This is a genomic window from Microcella sp., assembly GCF_019739195.1.
Lineage (GTDB): Bacteria > Actinomycetota > Actinomycetes > Actinomycetales > Microbacteriaceae > Microcella.
In genome coordinates this window covers 316,557-332,550 of sequence record NZ_JAHHDS010000003.1, presented here as the reverse complement: position 1 = coordinate 332,550, position 15,994 = coordinate 316,557, and the positions used below count along the sequence as shown (strand labels likewise).

The following is a 15,994-nucleotide window of genomic DNA, read 5'->3' as shown; positions in this document are numbered from 1 at the left end:
ACACCGAGACCAGCAGGAGCACACCATGCAGAACCGTCAGCAGCCCTCGGCCATGCCGATTCACAAGTATCAGCCGTACCACGAGCAGTTCTCTGTCGAGCTGCCCGACCGCACGTGGCCTACGAAGCGCATCACGCAAGCACCGCGCTGGTGCGCCGTCGATCTGCGCGACGGCAACCAGGCTCTCATCGACCCGATGAGCCCCGAGCGCAAGCGCATCATGTTCGACCTGCTCGTGAAGATGGGCTTCAAAGAGATCGAGGTCGGGTTTCCGTCGGCGAGTCAGACCGACTTCGACTTCGTGCGCTCGCTCATCGAGCAGGATCTGATTCCCGACGACGTCACGATTCAGGTGCTGACGCAGTCGCGCGAGCACCTCATCGAGCGCACCTACGAGTCGATCAAGGGTGCGAAGCGCGCGATCGTGCACTTCTACAACTCGACGAGCGCGCTGCAGCGCGACGTCGTGTTCCGCACCGACATCGAGGGTGTGAAAGAGATCGCGCTACAGGGTGCGAAGTGGTGCCAGCAGTTCGAGGCGATGGTGCCCGAGACCGAGATCTTCTACGAGTACAGTCCCGAGAGCTACACGGGCACCGAGCTCGAGACGGCGCTCGACATCTGCAACGCGGTCATCGAGCAGCTCGCTCCGACGCCCGAGCGCCAGCTCATCATCAACCTGCCGGCCACCGTCGAGATGGCCTCGCCGAACATCTACGCCGACTCGATCGAGTGGATGAACCGGCACCTCGCGCGGCGTGACTCGGTGATTCTGAGCCTGCACCCGCACAACGACCGCGGCACGGCCGTCGCGGCCGCTGAGCTCGGCTACATGGCCGGCGCCGACCGCATCGAAGGCTGCCTGTTCGGCAACGGCGAGCGCACCGGCAACGTCGACCTCGTCGCGCTCGGCATCAACCTCTTCACGCAGGGCATCGACCCGCAGCTCGACTTCAGCGACCTCGACGAGATCAAGCGCACCGCCGAGTACTGCAACCAGCTCAAGGTGCACGAGCGCAGCCCCTGGGCTGGCGACCTCGTCTACACGGCCTTCAGTGGCAGCCACCAAGACGCCATCAAGAAGGGCTTCGAGGCGATGGATGCTCGCGCCGAGGCCGAAGGCAAGAGCGTCGACGACCTCGTGTGGGGGGTTCCATACCTGCCCGTCGACCCCAAGGATCTGGGTCGTTCGTATGAGGCGGTCATCCGCGTCAACTCGCAATCGGGCAAGGGCGGAGTCGCCTACCTGCTCAAGACCGACCACGCGCTCGACCTGCCGCGCAAGCTGCAGATCGAGTTCAGCGGAGTCGTGCAGGCCAAGACCGACGCCGAGGGCGGCGAGGTCACGAGCGACCAGATCTGGGAGATCTTCCAAGACGAGTACCTGCCCGCCGCCGAGGCCGAGGCCAAGTGGGGCCGCTTCGAGCTGCTCTCGACGCGCACCGCGAGCGACATGACGGGAACGACCCAGCTGAGCGCGACGCTGCGCGACGGAGAGGAGATCGCCGCGATTGAAGCGACCGGCAACGGTCCGATCGCGGCGTTCCTCAGCATGATGGAGGGACAGGGCATCGCCATTCGTCTGTTCGACTACGTCGAGCACGCGCTGTCGGCGGGCGGGGATGCTCACGCCGCGTCGTACGTCGAGCTCGAGGTCAACGGCCGCACCCTGTGGGGCGTCGGCATCGACCCCGACATCTCGACCGCGTCGCTCAAGGCTGTGGTCTCGGCAGTCAATCGGGCGATCCGACTCGAGAGCCCTGACCGCGAGCTCGTCAGCGCGTAGTCGTCGTCTCTGCTGCGGCGGTGGCGGGGGGCCGCGGCTCAGCATCCCGCTTCCAGGGTTGCGTGATTGCGAGCCAGAGGGCCACCGCGACGCCCGCGTAGAGGAGGTAGCCGGTGACCCAGGTGGCGAGCGCGGCCTCGACGCCCGCCCACGCGAACGGCATGGGCATGAGCACGAGGAAGAACGACAGCAGGCCGACGGCGTAGAGGCTGGCCCACAGTGGCTTCGACCATGTCCAGACCTCGTGACCGGTGAGCCCGCGCAGCGGCACGAGCGCGACCGGCAGCGCGGCTATGCCCGCCATCGTCATGGTCGCGAGGGCTTCGCGCAGCAGCACCAGGCCGAGCGGGGGCAACCCGTCGGGGCTGGTCGACGCGGCGTCGATGACGGCGGGCTCGAGCGCCGCATAGGTGACCCACGCGAGCAGGGCGAGGGCGTAGCCCCAGGCCAGCCCCGCGAGAGCGACCCTCACGCGCGCGGCGGTCGCGAGCGTGGCGCCGACCGCGACTCCGGCCACGAGACCGAAGACGATGCCCGGCTCGAACCCGGTGAGGCGGGTGACGATCACGGCCCCGAGCACGATCAGCAGCGTCGCGGGGCGCACGTCGAGGCGAGCATCCACACCGGCGATGAGGCGGGGCAGCAGGATTAGCATCGCGACCCACCCGAGCAGCACTTCGAGGGTGAAGCCCAGCACGATCGACAGCAGCACGCGCGGCGTGCTCGCCCCGGTGCCGAAGTCAGGGTCGACGAATCCGCTCATCACGGCGGCGGCGAGCAGAGTCGCGGCGGCGAGCGGCAAGCCGCGTCCCCTCGCGGATGTTCGTGCCCACCACGCACGCACCTTCTCGCCGGTCGCGCGCAGCCCGGTGGGCAGCCCACTGCCGAGCGCGGCGCGTCGGGCTGCGACGCTCGCGCGCCACGCCGCGACCTTCTCGGCGCCCGTGCTCGACGCGCTGTTGAGCAGCGCGGTCGGCAGCGCGAGCAGGATCACGAGCACGAGGGTCAGCAGCACAGCCGTGAGAACTTGCTGGAGCGCGAGGGTGTCGGAGGGCGCAGCCAGCTCGCTCAAGGTGCTGGGCGTGCTCGGCACGACGGGCGCGTCGAGAGGGGCGGCGAGCACGACGGGCTCCGGCTCGGGCTCGGGGCACAGCGTCTCGTCGAGCACGCACGGGTTGCCGCTCGTGAGCTCGGCGACGAGCGTCAGGTTCGAGCCCCACCGCAGTCGGCTCACCGTCGGCGAGCAGGAGACGAGCTCACTCGGCTCTTCACGAGCCTCGGCGGCCAGCCCGGTGACGCTCGCCGTCGCCGTGCCCTCGGTCGAGTTGCGGTAGTAGTCGGGCTCGCCTTCTTCGGCACACGGCGTGCCGAACGCAGGCTCTGACCACAACGTGACGACCTCACCGGCTAGGATCGGCAGGTTGCTGTCGAACTGCAACCACCGGGGTGCCGCCGTGAAGGTGCATGCGCCGTCGACGCAACTCAACGTGATCGTGACGGGATCGCTACGGGTCTCCTGCGTGCCGCCCTCGTTGGTGAAGGAGTCGCGTTCGAGGGTGCCCTCGTAGATGAGCACACCGGTACCGAAGGTGACCTGCTCATCGGCCGTCGGTGCCGCCGCAGAAGGCGCGACCGCGCTGCTGACGGCGAGGACCACTGACGCGGCGAGCATCCACGATCGACCGCGCGCTGCGCCTCGGGGCTGACGCATCAGGGCCTCCCTGAGCGGTTGTCGGTTTTCCGCTGCGCTGATGCTAGCCCGGGTCGCCGCGCGAGGCTACTGCCCGTCGCGCGTCGCAGCCCAATCGGCGAAGCGGATGCCCGGCCCGGGTTGCCCGGTCGTGTGCAGCCCCGCGCGGTAGGCGGCGGCGAGCGCGCCGGGCAAGTGCCACTCGACGACCCGGCGCTCGGCGGCCTCGGTCGAGGCGCCGCGCGCCCGCACCCACTGCCGCGCGAGCTCGGCCATGGGCAGCACCTCGGGGCCGCCGAGGTCGTCGACGCGACCGTGGACCGGCGCCGCGGTGACGAGCGACACGAGCCGCTCGGCAACCGCCGCGGTGCTGATCGGCTGGAAGGGCACGTCGAGCGTGATGAGCCGCGGCAGGCGTCGCTGCGCGGAGAAGAAGCCACCCACGAAGTCGTGAAACTGCGTCGCCCGCAGAATCGTGAACGGCACGCCCGACTCGGCCACTAGGTGCTCGCAGGCGAGCTTCGCACGGTAGTAGCCGAGCGGCACGGCATCGACGCCGACGATCGACAGGTACACGAGGTGCTGCACGCCTGCGGCACGAGCGGCCTGCAGCAGGCGCTGAGTCGCGCGAGCATCCGACCGTCGGTTCGTGGCGAGGTGCAGCACAGTCTCGACGCCGGCGAGCGCCTCGGGCAGGCCGACCCCCGACTGCAGATCGGCAATGGCGTGGGCGGAGCCGGGGCGACGGCTCAGGATGCGCGGTTCGACGCCCGCCGCGCGCAGTGCGTCGACGGTGGGGCGGCCGAGGGTTCCGGTGCCGCCGGTGATGAGCAGGGTCATGGTGCTCCTCTCGGGGGCGCGCCGATCGCGCCCTCTCAGAGTCGACCGGGCAGGCCGTCGATCTGTGACAGAGCCGCGGCGGCGAAGCGCGCGAGCTTGTCGGGAGCCCGCACGATGAGCACCCCGCACACCCCCTCATCGCCGATGTCGAGAGCCCAAAGCGCGATGGGCTCAACGCCAGCCGGAACGTCGGCGACGGCCAGAAACGCGGTCGCGCCGTTCGCCTGCACCGGGATGCTGCGCACACCTTGCCCGAACTTCTCGAGCACCCCGAGCACGAAGCGCGCGACCTGCTCGGCCCCGTGCACCGGTCGGCGGGCGGCGCTCACGACACCGCCGCCGTCGCTGATCGCGACCGCGTCACCGACGAGCACCGCTTCGAGCGCGGCCAGATCGCCGCCCTGCGCGGCGGCGACGAAGGCGGCGAGAACGCGGTCGCGTTGCTCAGGGTCGACGGCCCGACGCCGCTGGCCCTCAAGGGCTCGGCGCCCGCGCGAGACCAATTGGCGCGCAGCGGCCTCGCTCGTGCCGAGCACCTCAGCGAGGCTCGGGTAGTCGTAGGCGAAGGCCTCGCGCAGCACGAGCGCTGCGCGCTCCGGCCCGCTCAACCGTTCGAGCAGCAGCAGCGTGGCGAGGTCGAGCGCCTCGGCACGCTCAGCGCCGAGGGCGGGGTCGGCGCGCGTATCGACGGGCTCGGGCAGCCAGGGGCCGACGTAGTGCTCGCGACGCACGCGCGCCGAGTCGAGCGCGGTGAGCGACAGCCGCGTGACCATGGTCGTCAGGTACGCGTCAGGGTTGGAGATATCGGCGCCCGCGACGGCGCTCCAGCGAGGCCACGCGTCTTGCACGACATCTTCTGCCTCTGCCCACGAGCCGAGCAGCCGATAGGCCAGCCCGGTCAGCCGAGGTCGGGCCGACTCGAACACCGCGACTGCGTCTGCCGTCATGCACTCACCTGCCCTGTCGGCTCGCCCCGGGAATGGGGGAGCGCCTCCGCACGCGTGGCGAAGAGCCGACGACCGGGATCGACGAGGTCGTCGGGTGCAGGTGGATCACGCCGGTCGACGTCGTCACGGTGCGTGCGCCGTCGCCGGGTTCGGCGTCGCGCTTGCCGCGTCGGGGGAGCGCCGGCAGCTTGGGCAGCCGCGTGATGGCGCGCTGCTCGGGCAGGCTCCAGCCGAAGAGCACAGAGGCCATGCGCACGCCGAAGGTGACGGCGACGCCGATCGCACCGGCGAGCAGCACATTGACGTCGAACGCCAGCAGCACGGCAATGGTGCTCGAGCCGGCTGCCGCAGCGACGGCGTAAAGCGAGCCGACGTGCATGAGCGCAATAGGCAAGTTGAGCAGCAAGTCGCGCAGAATCGAGCCGCCGACCGCCGCGAGCACGCCGACAAAGACGGCCGCGACCTCGGGCAGGCCCAGTGCGAGCGCCTTGGTCGTGCCGATCGCGCCGAAGAGCCCGATCGTAAGGGCATCCAGAACGGTGATCAGGCGATTGAGGCGTGAGAACACCCGCTCGAGCAGCATGCCGAGAAGCGCGGCCCCCGTGGCCACAATGACGTACAGGTTCGACTGCAGCGGAGCGAGCGGAACGTTGAGCAGCAGGTCGCGCAGCAAACCGCCGCCGAAGCCGACGACGATGCCGATGATCGCGACCCCGAGCCAGTCGAGCCGGCGGTCGCGAAACTGCGCGGCGAAGAGCGCACCCTGCAGTGCGCCGATGCCGACGGCGAGCAGGTCGACCCACAGGGGGATCACGAAGACGTCGTCCACGCATTCATTCTGGTGGGTGGATGCTCTCCGCGCGCCGCACGCGCCCGCCAGGTTCGTGTCACCCCTACCCGAAGTGCTAGACTCTGTTCAGGTCAGCATGACTGTAACACTGAGAGTTGCACGGAGGGAGCATCCATGACCGACATCGCCATCGCCGTCTCGACGGTCATCTTCGCTCTGCGTCCCGACGGCACGGGCGCGCCGAGCGTGTGGCTTCCGCTCGTACGCCGCACACGCGAGCCGTACCTCGACCGCTGGGCGCTGCCCGGCGGCATGGTGCATGCCGACGAGAGCCTCGAGGGCGCCGCGCGGCGCAATTTGGGCGAGACGACGCTGCTCGAGCCGACCTACCTCGAGCAGCTCTACGCTTTCGGCGACGTCGACCGTTCGCCCGACCAGCGCATGGTCTCGGTCGTCTACTGGGCCCTCGTGCGGCCCGACGAAGCCGAGCGCGTGACCCTCGGCGACAACGTGCGGTGGTTCGCCGCCGACGACCTGCCCGACCTGGCCTTCGACCACAACCTCATCGTCGACTACGCCCTGTGGCGGCTGCGCACGAAGATGGAGTACTCGCGCATCGCCCACGCCTTCCTCGGCCCGCGCTTCACGCTCGCCGAGCTGCGCGAGGTCTACGAAGCCGTGCTGCAGAAGCCTCTCGACCCGGCCAACTTCCGTCGGCAGATGGAGACGAGCGGCGTGATCGAACCCACCGGTGACGTCGTCACGGGCGGCCGCCACCGACCCCCGCGCCTCTATCGCTACACCGGTGCCGTCGAGCTCGTCGACGCCGGCCCCCTCAACCGCAGCACCTCACCCGCAAAGGCACTCGCATGACCACGATCGACGCCAGCGTCGCCACGACCATCCGCCTGATCACGAACGGCCAGGCGCCGGGCGAGACCTGCACGCCCGAGCTCGACAAGGGGCCGTGGGAGTTCGACCCGACCCCCGGTTACGGCCCCGGCTCGTCGATGCATGACGTGATTCCGACCGGCTCGCCCCGTCAGGGCGCACTCCCGCGCGAGTACCAAGACGCGTCGAACGACGAGCTGCACGCCCGCATCCGCGCCGCGAAAGAGGCCCTCGGCGAGCGGCTCGTCATTCTCGGCCACTTCTACCAGCGCGACGAGGTCGTGCAGCACGCCGACTTCCTCGGCGACTCGTTCCAGCTCGCGAACGCCGCCCTCACCAAGCCCGACGCCGAGTACATCGTGTTCTGCGGCGTGCACTTCATGGCCGAGACGGCCGACATCTTGGCGCGCGATTCTCAGAAGGTGATCCTGCCGAATCTGGCCGCCGGATGCTCGATGGCCGATATGGCCGACATCGACTCGGTGCAAGCGGCGTGGGACGAGCTGCTCTCGGTCTACGGCACCGAGCCCGACGAGTCGGGCCGGGTTCCGATCATCCCCGTCACTTACATGAACTCCTCGGCCGCGCTCAAGGCGTTCTGCGGGGCCAACGGCGGCATCGTCTGCACGTCGTCGAACGCCAAGACGGTGCTCGAGTGGGCGTTCGAGCGCGGGCAGCGCGTGCTGTTCTTCCCCGACCAGCACCTCGGCCGCAACACTGCCAAGGCCATGGGCGTGCCGCTCGAGCAGATGCCGATGTGGAACCCGCGGCGCCCCCTGGGCGGGTCGACCGAGCAGCAGCTGCTCGATGCGCGCGTCGTGCTGTGGCACGGCTTCTGCAGCGTGCACAAGCGCTTCACCGTCGGTCAGGTGTCTCAGGCGCGGGTAGACCACCCGGGCGTGCGCGTCGTCGTGCACCCCGAGTGCCCCATGGAGGTCGTCGATGCCGCCGACGAGGCGGGCTCGACCGACTACATCCGGCGCGCCGTCGCGGGAGCGACTGAACCCACGACCTTCGCGATCGGCACCGAAGTCAACATGGTCAACCGGCTCGCGGCCGAGTACCCGCAGCACACGATCTTCTGCCTCGACCCCGTCATCTGCCCCTGCTCGACGATGTACCGCATCCACCCCGGATACCTCGCTTGGGTGCTCGAAGAGCTCGTCGCCGGTCGCGTCGTCAACGAGATCGTTGTCGAGTCGTCGGTGCAAGCCGACGCCAAGCTCGCGCTTGAGCGCATGCTCGCCGCGAAGCCGAAGGACTGACTCATGGCGCACATCCTCGTCATCGGCAGCGGCATGGCCGGGCTCGTCGCCGCCCTGCGCGCCGCGCGCCGGCACGATGTCACGATCGTCACGAAAGACGTGCTCACCGCGGGTTCGACCTCGTGGGCGCAGGGCGGCATCGCCGCTGCCGTCTTTCCCGACGACTCGGCCGAACTGCACGCCCGCGACACGCTGCTCGCGGGCGCGGGCCTGAGTGATCCTGTCGCCGTCGACATCCTCTGCACCGAGGGGCCCGGCCGGGTGCACGACCTCGTCGGGCTCGGGGTGGCCTTCGACCCCGCGCCGGGCGCCGTCGCACCGTTCGACGACGTGAGCGACTGGGCCCGCGGGCTCGAGGCCGCGCACTCGGTCGCGCGCATACTGCACGCGGGGGGCGACGCCACCGGCCGAGTGATCGAAACGGCTCTGGCTGCCGCGGTGCGTGAGGGGCGCATCCGGGCCCGTGAATTCGCCCGCGCGACCTCGCTCAACGTGCGCGACGGCGCGATCGTGGGTGCGGTTGTCGAGAGCCCCGCGGGCGTCGAGCACGTCGATGCCGATGCTGTGATCATCGCGACCGGGGGCAACGGACGGCTCTACCGTCACACGACCAACCCGCCCGTCTCGACGGGCGACGGCGTGCTGCTGGCCTACGCGGCCGGCGCTGTCGTCGCCGACCTCGAGTTCGTGCAGTTTCACCCCACCGTGCTCGCCGGGGGAGGACTCGTCTCCGAGGCCGTGCGCGGTGAGGGCGCGACGCTGCTCGACGCCGACGGACGTCGCTTCATGCTCGAGATCGACCCGCGGGCCGAGCTCGCCCCTCGCGACATCGTGGCGCGCGCGATCGCCCGCCAGATGAGGCTTCAGGACGGTCAGCCCGTGTTGCTCGACGCGACGATGCTCGGGGCCTCTGTCTTGGCTGAGCGCTTTCCGACTATCGACGCCCTCGTGCGCGCGACCGGCGTCGACTGGTCGACCTCGCCCGTGCCCGTGACGCCCGCGGCGCACTACGCGATGGGCGGGGCGCTCACCGACATGGATGGCCGCACGACGATTCCGGGCTTGTTCGCTGTGGGCGAAACTGGGTCGACGGGAGTGCACGGCGCCAACCGCCTCGCCTCGAACTCGCTGCTCGAGGCGGTCGTCGTGGGATGGCGCGCGGGCGATGCCGTCGATGCCGCGGGCTCGGTGCCCGCGCTGCCCCTGCCCGCGCTGCGCGACGCGAGCGCCGTGTCGACCTCCACAATTCAGGAGTCGGCGTCTGGCGCTCAGCTCGACACACCCGTGCCGCTCGTGCGCGAGATCGCGGCCGACGCCCTCGCCGACGGAACGGTCGCGTGGAGTGCTGACCGCATCCGCGACCGCGCCTGGCAGGCGCTCGGTCTCGAACGAACAGGCGACGAAATGGCTGATTTTGCCCGAGAACTGGCGGATGCTCGCCCTGCCGACGATGAAGCCCGCTCGCTGCTGCCGCTCGCGCGCCTGACCGCCGCGGCCGCGCTGGCCCGCACCGAATCGCGGGGCGCGCACTGGCGCGACGACTTCCCCGAGACCGACCCCGAGCAGCGCGTGCGGCGTGTCGTCGTGCGTCCAGCATCCGAATCTCCTGAATTGTGGAGATCGGATGCTCGCGCGGAGGTGCCCGCATGACCGACGACCTGCAGGGCGCGACGCTCGCGGGCGTCACGGCCATCGTCGATCGTGCGCTCGACGAAGACGCACCCTGGGGTGACGCCACGAGTGAGGCCGCGATTCCCGCTAGCGCAACGGCCACGGCCCGCATCGTGAGCCGCGTCGACGGCGTCTTCGCCGGCGGCCTGCCGCTCGAGCTCGCCTTCACGCGCGTCGACCCGACTCTGGTTGTCGAGCGGCACCTCTCGGACGGCGACCCGATCGCGCCCGGCACCGTCATCGCGACGATCACGGGCTCGGCGCGCGGCATTCTGCGCGGCGAGCGGGTCGCGCTTAACCTCGCGCAGCGGCTGAGCGGCGTCGCGACCCTCACCCGCCGCTACGTCGATGCAGTCGCAGGCACCCTCTCGGCAACCGGCAACCCCGTGCGCCTCGTCGACACACGCAAGACCACGCCCGGCCTGCGGATGCTCGAGAAATCCGCCGTGCGCGCGGGCGGCGGGCACAACCACCGATTCTCGCTCAGTGACGCCGTCATGCTCAAAGACAACCACCTCGCCGTGTTGCAGTCGCAGGGGCTCGACCTCACCGAGGCGATCCGGGCCGTGCGCGCGCGCATCCCACACACGATGCACCTCGAGGTCGAGGTCGACCGGCTTGGCCAGCTCGAGGCCGTCATCGCCGCCGAGCCTGACACGATCATGCTCGACAACTTCAGCCTCGACGACCTGCGGGCGGGCGTGGCCCTCATCGCGGGCCGCGCGACCGTCGAAGCGAGCGGCGGAGTGACGCTCGACACCGTGCGCGCGATCGCCGAGACCGGCGTCGACGTGATCTCGGTCGGAGCCCTCACGCACAGCGCTCCGGCGCTCGATCTCGGGCTCGACATCGTTATCGACGGGGTACCGACCAGCACTGAGGCGGGCAGCGGTGCCGGCGGCGCGCGCTAGCGAGCATCCGTGACCCTCATCGATCTCGACCAGGCGGCCACGACCGCGACCCGCCGCGAGGTGCTCGAAGCGATGTGGCCGTGGCTCACGGGCGAGCACGGCAACCCGTCGTCGACGCACGCACTTGGTCGACGGGCCGCCGACGCCCTGGCGGATGCCCGCTCGCGCATCGCCCAGCTCTCCGGCGTGCGCCCGGCGCAGGTCGTGCTCACGAGCGGCGGCACCGAGAGCGACAATCTCGCGGTCATCGGCCTCACTCTGGCGGCGATCGCCCGAGGCCGTGACCGGCACATCCTCGTGAGTGCGATCGAGCACGAGGCCGTGCTCGAGTCGGCGGCGTACCTCGAGCGCTGGCATGACGTCGAGGTCACGCGCATACCGGTCGATGCCGACGGCGTCGTGGATGCTGATGCCGCATGGGGAGCCCTCCGACCCGGTACGGCGCTTGTGAGCGTGCAGGCCGCCAACAACGAGGTCGGAACCCTGCAGCCGCTCGACGCGGTGCTCGGGGCCGCGCGCTCCGTCGGTGCCCTCGTGCACACCGATGCCGTGCAGTACGCCGGCTGGTACCCGCTGGCGGGGTTGGCCTCGCTCGACGCTGTGACGATCTCGGGCCACAAGCTCGGCGCGCCGAAAGGAATCGGGGCGCTGCTGCTGCCGACCGGTGCGGTGATCGAGCCTCTCATCCACGGCGGAGGGCAAGAGCGCGACCGACGCTCGGGCACCGAGAACGTCGCCGGGGCCGTGGGGCTCGCCGTCGCCCTCGAACTGACGGAGGTCGAGCGCGCGACGCACCCGCTCGCCGTGCTCGAAGCGCAACGTGACGCGTTCATCGCGCAGGTGCTCGAAACTGTGCCCGGCGCGCAACTCACCGGCCACCCGAGCCGGCGTCTGCCGTGCCACGCCTCGTTCGTCGTGCCCGGCATCGGAGGCGAACCCCTGCTGATCGCGCTCGACGACCGCGGCATCCTCGCCTCGAGCGGCTCGGCGTGCGCGGCCGGGCGCGACGAGCCCTCACCCGTGCTGCTCGCGATGGGCTACGACCCCGACACCGCCCGCACGGCGATCCGCATCAGCTGGGGGGCCTCCACAATTCAGGAGTTTCTCGATGCCGCCGCGCGCGAGCTCGCGGAATCAGCGGCGTCTCTGCGCGGGCTCGGCTGAGCATCCGCCGATTCTCCTGAATTGTGGAGAAGGCCACCCCGAATCGCGGATGCCCGCCGCGCCGTCGGGCCCGTTCGCACCCGCGCGCGGGATACTGGAGCCGTGCCGACCTACCGTGACGAGATCGTCGTGCTGCGCACCCACAAGCTGGGTGAAGCCGACCGTATCGTCACGATGCTCAGCCGCAACCACGGCAAGATTCGTGCCGTGGCCAAGGGGGTGCGGCGCACGGGCAGCAAGTTCGGTGCGCGCCTCGAGCCGTTCATGGTCGCCGACGTGCAGCTCTATGCGGGCCGCAGCCTCGACATCATCCAGCAGGCCGAGACGCTCGGCTCGTACGGTGCCGAGATCACGTCTGACTACGGCAGCTACACCGCCGCGAACGTCATGGTCGAGACCGCCGACCGGGTCACGGGCGACGACGGCGGAGGGGTACAGCAGTACCTCCTGCTGGTCGGCGCGTTGCGGTCGCTGGCTCGGGGCGATCATCCGCCTGGTCTGACACTCGACAGTTATCTGCTGCGGTCGCTCTCGATTGCGGGATGGGCGCCGACCTTCGGCGACTGCGCCGTGACCGGCGCGCCCGGCCCCCACAGCGCCTTCGTGGTGCAGCTCGGCGGTGTCGTGTCTGATGAGGTCGCCCCGCCCGGCGCGCCGCGCGTCTCGGACGAGACGCGCGAGTTGCTCGGCGCCCTGCTCTCGGGCGATTGGGCTGTCGCCGAGGCGAGTTCAGAACATGCGCGCGCTCAAGCCAACGGCATCGTGGCGGCCTACACGCAGTTCCACCTCGAACGCGGCCTGCGCTCACTGCCGCACGTCGACCGCGTCGATGCGCGCCTCGACGTGAGAACCGCCGAACGCGAGACGGCGCGCGCGGCCGCCGCGGCCTCCACAATTCAGGAGTCCGCGTGAGTAGAGAGCCGCGACACGCCGAGCCGCTGCGTCCGCTCGACTGGACGGGCGAGCATCCTCCTGAATTGCGGAGAGAAGTCGTGCCGCAGCACGTCGCCATCGTCATGGACGGCAACGGTCGCTGGGCCAACCGTCAGGGCCTCACGCGCGTCGAGGGTCACCGCGCGGGTGAGGCGAGCCTGCTCGATGTCGTTGCCGGTGCTGTGCAGATCGGCGTGAAGCACTTGAGCGTCTACGCGTTCAGCACCGAGAACTGGAGTAGAAGTCCTGATGAGGTGCGCTTTCTCATGGGCTTCAACCGCGAGGTGCTGCGCCGCCGACGCGACCAGCTCGACGCCTGGAATGTGCGCATCCGGTGGGCCGGTCGTCGTCCGCGACTGTGGCGCAGCGTCATCAGCGAGCTCGAAGAGGCGCAGGCCCGCACGGCCGGCAACACGGGACTCACGCTGACGATGTGCGTCAACTACGGCGGCCGCGTCGAACTCGTGGATGCCGTGCGCGCCCTCGCCGCCGACGTCAAGGCCGGTCGGGTCGACCCCGCGCGCATCACCGAGCGCTCGATCGCGCGCCACCTCTACGAACCCGACCAACCCGACGTGGACTTGTTCGTGCGGTCGAGCGGCGAGCAGCGCACGAGCAACTTCATGCTCTGGCAGAGCGCGTATGCCGAGATGGCCTTTCTCAACACGCTCTGGCCCGACTTCCGGCGTCGGCATTTGTGGGATGCGATCGAAGACTTCGCGCGTCGCGACCGCCGCTTCGGCGGGGCGGTGGATGCTCCCTCTGGGTGAGCACTCCTTCCAAGTTGCGACTCCGAGCAATTCTCGGAAAGGTAGGGACCTCATTGCCCGGGCCCGGGAACCCCTTGGTCCGACGACGAGAACCCTTCTGGAGAGTGAGATCGTGGCGTTCAAGAGCCTCATCACCGTGTCAACGACCCTAGCAACAGCGCTGCTGCTGGTCGGGTGCAGTCCCGAGTCAGCGTCGACCGACGAGCCCGGCCAGGCGATTGAAGAGACCGAGTCCACCGAGACGAACGCGAACGGCGAGTCTGCCACGGGCGGTGGCCTCGACAGTCTTGAGGCCGACAGCCTGCACGATGCAGTCGAGCCCGCTGCGGCGGGCACCGCCTACATTGAGATCGCGGGCGAGCGACTCGACTTCGCCGGCGTCGAGTGCACCGCCGACGAGCGCGAGGGCGCCGAGACTGTGCAGTTCATCGTGCAGGGTGACACCGCATACGGGCGCACCGAGCTCTCGCTGCGTCGCGGCATCGGCCCCGACCTGGGATTCAACTATGAGGAAGAACTCGTTCAGGTGACGCACATCGGCGGAACCGGCGGTCGCGAGCTGAACGACATCTCTAATGCCCAGAACGGCGGAGATGAGGATGGCAGCACGGAGTGGTTCCGCGGTGACGGACCGGATCCGATGATTCGCATCGTCGGATCCGACATCAGCGCCCGGGGCACTCTCGCAGGGCTCCCCGGTGCCGAGAACCCTCACGAGGGCGAGTTCGTGCTGGCGGCCAACTGCGGCTGAGTCGCCCGCGCGGAGGCACGCCCGGCGCTCAGTAGACTTCACGCTTACGTGCTACTCGGCGCCGGGCATCCAGCTCGGCCAGAACAGGAGACTCCCTCGTGGCTGCCCCATCCCGGCTCGACACCGTCATCGCGCTCGCCAAGCGGCGCGGCTTCGTCTTTCAGGCCGGTGAGATCTACGGTGGTTCGCGTTCGGCCTGGGACTACGGGCCCCTGGGCGTCGAACTGAAGGAGAACATTAAGCGCCAGTGGTGGCGCTCGATGGTGACCCGCCGCGACGATGTCGTCGGGCTCGACTCCAGCGTCATCCTGCCCAAGCGCGTGTGGGAGGCCTCCGGCCACGTCGACGTCTTCAGCGACCCGCTCGTCGAGTGCCTGAGCTGCCACAAGCGCTACCGCGCCGACCACCTCGAAGAAGAGTACGAAGAGAAAAAGGGCCGCGCTCCCGAGAACGGTCTCGCCGACATCGCGTGTGTCAACTGCGGCACGCGCGGGCAGTGGACCGAGCCGAAAGAGTTCTCGGGGCTGCTTAAGACGTTCCTCGGCCCGGTCGAGGAGGAATCCGGGATGCACTACCTACGCCCCGAGACCGCCCAGGGCATCTTCGTCAACTTCGTGAACGTGCTCAACGCGGCCCGCATGAAGCCTCCGTTCGGCATCGGCCAGATCGGAAAGTCGTTCCGCAACGAGATCACGCCCGGCAATTTCATCTTCCGCACTCGAGAGTTCGAGCAGATGGAGATGGAGTTCTTCGTTGAGCCCGGCACTGATGAAGAGTGGCACCAATACTGGATCGACACGCGGCTGCAGTGGTACATCGATCTCGGCATAGACCCCGAGAACCTGCGCCTCTACGAGCACGCGCAAGAGAAGCTCTCGCACTACTCGAAGCGCACCGTCGACATCGAGTACCGCTTCGGTTTCACCGGTTCGGAGTTCGGCGAGCTCGAGGGCGTCGCCAACCGCACCGACTTCGACCTGAAGACGCACAGCGAGCACTCGGGCGTCGACCTGTCGTACTTCGACCAGAGCAAAGAAGAGCGCTGGGTGCCGTACGTCATCGAGCCGGCCGCGGGCCTCACCCGTTCGCTCATGGCCTTCCTCGTCGACGCGTACTACGAAGATGAAGCACCCAACACCAAGGGCGGCGTCGACAAGCGCACGGTGCTGCGGCTCGACCGCCGCCTCGCGCCGATCAAGGCCGCCGTGCTGCCGCTCTCGCGCAACGAGCAGCTCTCGCCCGTGGCACGCGAGCTCGCCGACCGGCTGCGCCAGCACTGGAACGTCGACTTCGACGACGCCGGCGCGATCGGCCGGCGATACCGCCGCCAAGACGAGATTGGCACGCCGTTCTGCATCACGGTCGACTTCGACACCCTTGACGACCAGGCCGTCACGGTGCGCGAGCGCGACACGATGGCGCAAGAACGCATCCCGCTCGACAAACTCGAGGCGTACCTGGCCGGCGAGCTGCTCGGCTCGTAACCTGCGCGCCGACAACCCCGTCGACCCGAGCCCGGTCTCCACAATTCAGGAGTCGCGGCGCGCGGGAGGGCATCCACGACCCTGTGTCGGCGTGTCGCGCC

13 protein-coding genes and 1 pseudogene are annotated in these 15,994 nt (G+C 69.5%); 10 read left to right on the top strand and 4 right to left on the bottom strand.

What is annotated here, in order from left to right; genetic code table 11:
- The first annotated feature begins 25 nt into the window (after positions 1-25).
- A complete protein-coding gene (leuA, locus tag KL788_RS03300) occupies positions 26-1,786 on the top strand; it encodes a 2-isopropylmalate synthase (protein WP_293168460.1) in 1,761 nt (586 codons plus the stop codon).
- Here the strand turns inward: leuA and KL788_RS03295 are convergent.
- The 4 genes and pseudogenes from KL788_RS03295 to KL788_RS03280 form a co-directional block, all read right to left on the bottom strand.
- Positions 1,776-3,497 carry a hypothetical protein gene (locus KL788_RS03295; protein ID WP_293168458.1) on the bottom strand — a complete coding sequence of 574 codons (1,722 nt, stop codon included), beginning with the start codon at positions 3,495-3,497 and terminating at the stop codon, positions 1,776-1,778. The genes leuA and KL788_RS03295 overlap by 11 nt on opposite strands.
- Before the next feature lie 66 nt (positions 3,498-3,563).
- Positions 3,564-4,316 (bottom strand): SDR family oxidoreductase, encoded by a 753-nt coding sequence (locus KL788_RS03290; protein ID WP_293168456.1) that lies wholly within the window; start codon positions 4,314-4,316, stop codon positions 3,564-3,566.
- A gap of 35 nt (positions 4,317-4,351) precedes the next feature.
- Positions 4,352-5,263: an RNA polymerase sigma factor SigJ gene (gene sigJ, locus KL788_RS03285; protein ID WP_293168454.1), complete on the bottom strand. Its 912-nt coding sequence runs from the start codon at positions 5,261-5,263 to the stop codon at positions 4,352-4,354.
- 193 nt (positions 5,264-5,456) lie between these two features.
- A pseudogene (locus KL788_RS03280) lies at positions 5,457-6,092 on the bottom strand (trimeric intracellular cation channel family protein); the annotation flags it as partial.
- 135 nt (positions 6,093-6,227) lie between these two features.
- On the opposite strand from KL788_RS03280, the gene KL788_RS03275 reads away from it, so the two are divergent.
- The 9 genes from KL788_RS03275 (at position 6,228) to KL788_RS03235 (ending at position 15,893) form a co-directional block, all read left to right on the top strand.
- Positions 6,228-6,926 carry an NUDIX hydrolase gene (locus tag KL788_RS03275; RefSeq protein WP_293168452.1) on the top strand — a complete coding sequence of 233 codons (699 nt, stop codon included), beginning with the start codon at positions 6,228-6,230 and terminating at the stop codon, positions 6,924-6,926.
- A complete protein-coding gene (gene nadA, locus KL788_RS03270) occupies positions 6,923-8,209 on the top strand; it encodes a quinolinate synthase NadA (protein WP_293168450.1) in 1,287 nt (428 codons plus the stop codon). The genes KL788_RS03275 and nadA overlap by 4 nt, the downstream gene beginning before the upstream one ends.
- A 3-nt stretch (positions 8,210-8,212) precedes the next feature.
- Entirely contained in the window at positions 8,213-9,859 is a 1,647-nt protein-coding gene (nadB, locus tag KL788_RS03265) for an L-aspartate oxidase (protein ID WP_293168448.1), read from the top strand.
- The gene (nadC, locus tag KL788_RS03260; protein ID WP_293168446.1) at positions 9,856-10,791 is read left to right on the top strand and encodes a carboxylating nicotinate-nucleotide diphosphorylase; all 936 of its coding nucleotides are present in this window, start codon (positions 9,856-9,858) and stop codon (positions 10,789-10,791) included. The genes nadB and nadC overlap by 4 nt, the downstream gene beginning before the upstream one ends.
- A 9-nt stretch (positions 10,792-10,800) precedes the next feature.
- On the top strand, positions 10,801-11,955 hold the full coding sequence (locus KL788_RS03255) for a cysteine desulfurase family protein (protein WP_293168444.1): 1,155 nt from the start codon (positions 10,801-10,803) through the stop codon (positions 11,953-11,955).
- Between the two features lie 102 nt (positions 11,956-12,057).
- Positions 12,058-12,867: a DNA repair protein RecO gene (gene recO / locus KL788_RS03250; protein ID WP_293168442.1), complete on the top strand. Its 810-nt coding sequence runs from the start codon at positions 12,058-12,060 to the stop codon at positions 12,865-12,867.
- A complete protein-coding gene (locus KL788_RS03245) occupies positions 12,864-13,658 on the top strand; it encodes an isoprenyl transferase (protein ID WP_293168440.1) in 795 nt (264 codons plus the stop codon). Before recO ends, KL788_RS03245 begins: the two co-directional genes overlap by 4 nt.
- Before the next feature lie 112 nt (positions 13,659-13,770).
- Complete coding sequence (locus tag KL788_RS03240) at positions 13,771-14,409, top strand: hypothetical protein (RefSeq protein ID WP_293168438.1); 639 nt, start codon at positions 13,771-13,773, stop codon at positions 14,407-14,409.
- A gap of 98 nt (positions 14,410-14,507) precedes the next feature.
- Positions 14,508-15,893: a glycine--tRNA ligase gene (locus KL788_RS03235; protein ID WP_293168436.1), complete on the top strand. Its 1,386-nt coding sequence runs from the start codon at positions 14,508-14,510 to the stop codon at positions 15,891-15,893.
- The last annotated feature ends 101 nt before the right edge of the window (positions 15,894-15,994 follow it).

Bases quoted from the DNA above. Each gene is read 5' to 3' on its own strand.
- nadB (WP_293168448.1), top strand. From the start codon at position 8,213: ATGGCGCACATCCTCGTCATCGGCAGCGGCATGGCCGGGCTCGTCGCC.
- KL788_RS03295 (WP_293168458.1), bottom strand. From the start codon at position 3,497: ATGCGTCAGCCCCGAGGCGCAGCGCGCGGTCGATCGTGGATGCTCGCC.
- leuA (WP_293168460.1), top strand. From the start codon at position 26: ATGCAGAACCGTCAGCAGCCCTCGGCCATGCCGATTCACAAGTATCAG.
- nadA (WP_293168450.1), top strand. From the start codon at position 6,923: ATGACCACGATCGACGCCAGCGTCGCCACGACCATCCGCCTGATCACG.
- nadC (WP_293168446.1), top strand. From the start codon at position 9,856: ATGACCGACGACCTGCAGGGCGCGACGCTCGCGGGCGTCACGGCCATC.
- sigJ (WP_293168454.1), bottom strand. From the start codon at position 5,263: ATGACGGCAGACGCAGTCGCGGTGTTCGAGTCGGCCCGACCTCGGCTG.
- KL788_RS03290 (WP_293168456.1), bottom strand. From the start codon at position 4,316: ATGACCCTGCTCATCACCGGCGGCACCGGAACCCTCGGCCGCCCCACC.
- KL788_RS03275 (WP_293168452.1), top strand. From the start codon at position 6,228: ATGACCGACATCGCCATCGCCGTCTCGACGGTCATCTTCGCTCTGCGT.